Genomic DNA, 2,233 nt, shown 5'->3' on the forward strand with positions numbered 1-2,233 from the left:
CCACCGCTGCACCGAGGCGGAGCTGCCCGCGCTGCTCGCCCGCCTGCTCGCCGACCACGGCTCCCGCGGCGTCGCCGTCCCGCCCGGGCTCCCCGCCGGCTGGCTCGCCGAAGCGGACGCGGTGCGGCAGCACCCGGACGAGCCGGCGCTGACGGCCCGTGAACTCGACGGGATCGACAGCGTCGTCACCACCTGCTCTCTCGCCGTCGCCGAGACCGGCACGCTCGTCCTCGACGCCGGGCCCGGCCAGGGACGCCGCGCCCTGACTCTGGTGCCCGACCACCATGTCTGCGTCGTCCGCACCGCCGACCAAATCGTCGCGTCCCTCCCCCAGGCCCTCCCCCGCCTGAATCCGGCCCGCCCGCTCACCTGGATCTCCGGGCCGTCCGCCACCAGCGACATCGAACTCGACCGCGTCGAGGGCGTCCACGGCCCCCGCACCCTCGACGTCGTGCTGCTCGGATGAACCGCCGCTGAGCTCACCGGGCCCGCTGGTCGCGGGCGTTGCCGACGAGGCGAACAAGCGTGTGGTCGACTGTCAGCTGCTCGGCGGGCGGAAGTCCACCACCCGCTTCACCGCCTCGTCGACTTCTTCGACCGTGAGCAGCGGGATCGCCTTGGAGCTCACGGCTCCGCTGGCCCGCACCGTCATCGCGACGGCGGCCATCGACAGGTGGTCGGGGAAGTCGAGGACGATGTACAGGTCGTCCTCCCCGTAGGCGAAGTACATCGACTCCAGTGTGCCGTGGCACGACGCGACGACCTGCTCGACGGCCTGCTTACGACCGCTGCCACCCTCGGTCAGCAGGCCCTTGGCCCCGTCGGGGGTGTAACTGGCCTGCACCAGATACTTCGGCATCCCACTCTCCTACTGCTCGGCCCGGCCACGAGAACGCCTCGCCCGACCACCTTCGCCCATGCCCCGCGCCGTGTCCGTCCGGGCACCGCCGAACGGCGGAGCGCGGGGCCTCGACCGGCAGGGCGCGCGGCGGGGTGAGGTCGGCGGTGCGGACAGCGGGGTGAGGTCGGCGGTGCGGACAGCGCAGGCAGGGGACGGGCGGGCCTTCGTGCCGCCCCGGGTCCCGGCGGGGCCGGGTGGCGTTTCGCCGGGTTTCGTTCGCTTGGCGCGGCGGGTCGGTGGGCGGTGGCGGTGGTGGTAGGGATGGGGTGGTGACACGCGGGTTCGGGTGACGGTGCGGCCAGAGAGTGGGAAGGGTGCGGCGTGGCTGAAGGGCGTGGCGGGGTCCGGCTGGGGTTGCAGGAGTCGTTGGGTTATGCGCTCAAGCGGGTGTTCCTCGGGCGTCCTCTGGTCACCGAGCAGCTGAGCCAGGAGCGGTTGTCGAATCCGGTCGCGTTGGGTGTGCTCTCGCCGGACGCCATCTCCTCGTCCGCCTACGGTCCGGAGGAGATGCTGCTGGCACTGCTGCCGTACGCGGGGTTGGCGGCGTTCACGCTGGTCCTGCCGATCACCGGGGCGATCCTGTTGATCCTGGTGCTGGTGGCGGCCTCCTACCGGCAGGTGGTGATGGTCTACACGCGCGCCGGCGGTTCGTACGTGGTGGCGCGGGACAACTTCGGGCCGAAGACGGCGCAGGTCGCCGCGGCGGCGCTGCTGATCGACTACGTGGTGACGGTGGCGGTCCAGACCTCCGCGGGCACGGTGGCCGTCGCCTCGGCCCTGCCGGCGCTGGGTCCCTACAGTCTGGAGATCACCATCGGGGTGGTCCTGCTGCTGTGCGTGGTGAACCTGCGCGGCCTGCGGGAGGCGGGGCGGCCGTTCGCGGTGCCGACCTATCTGTTCTCGGTCCTGGTCGGCGTGGTGATCATCGTGGGCGTCGTCAAGCAGCTCACGGTCGGGCTGCCGGTCTACGATCCCGCCAAGCTGCCCGGGACGGTGGCGGTGCAGAAGGGCTCGGGGATCGTGGCCGGGGCCACGGTGCTGGTGCTGCTGCGCTCGTTCGCCAACGGCGGTTCCTCGCTGACGGGCGTGGAGGCCATCTCCAACACCGTCTCCGCGTTCCGCAAGCCCCAGGGCCGCAACGCCCGCAAGGTGCTCACCGTCATGGCCTGCACGCTGGCGTTCCTGGTCGCCGGGGTTTCACTGCTGGCGCACTACACCCACGCCACCCCGTACACCGCGGGCTACCCGTCGGTGCTCTCGCAGGAGACCCGGGCCGTGTTCGGTCACGGCATCGGGGGGAACGTGATGTACTGGGCCGTCCAGGCGTCGTCC

3 protein-coding genes are annotated in these 2,233 nt (G+C 72.0%); 2 read left to right on the top strand and 1 reads right to left on the bottom strand.

The annotated features are described in order from the left end of the window. A partial coding sequence (locus TR48_RS21735) for a LutC/YkgG family protein (protein WP_042369906.1) occupies positions 1 to 466 on the top strand: 466 nt, incomplete at its 5' end. Positions 467 to 538: 72 nt separating this feature from the next. Here the strand turns inward: TR48_RS21735 and TR48_RS21740 are convergent. Then, positions 539 to 859: a GYD domain-containing protein gene (locus TR48_RS21740; RefSeq protein WP_042369908.1), complete on the bottom strand. Its 321-nt coding sequence runs from the start codon at positions 857 to 859 to the stop codon at positions 539 to 541. Between the two features lie 363 nt (positions 860 to 1,222). Here TR48_RS21740 and TR48_RS21745 point away from each other — a divergent pair. Beyond that, positions 1,223 to 2,233: amino acid permease (locus tag TR48_RS21745; protein WP_042369910.1), on the top strand; the 1,011-nt coding region annotated here is incomplete at its 3' end.

This window comes from Streptacidiphilus neutrinimicus (genome assembly GCF_000787815.1).
Taxonomy (GTDB): Bacteria; Actinomycetota; Actinomycetes; order Streptomycetales; family Streptomycetaceae; genus Streptacidiphilus; species Streptacidiphilus neutrinimicus.

Excerpts from the sequence above, each read along its gene's own strand:
- TR48_RS21740 (WP_042369908.1), bottom strand. The coding sequence starts at position 859 with ATGCCGAAGTATCTGGTGCAGGCCAGTTACACCCCCGACGGGGCCAAG.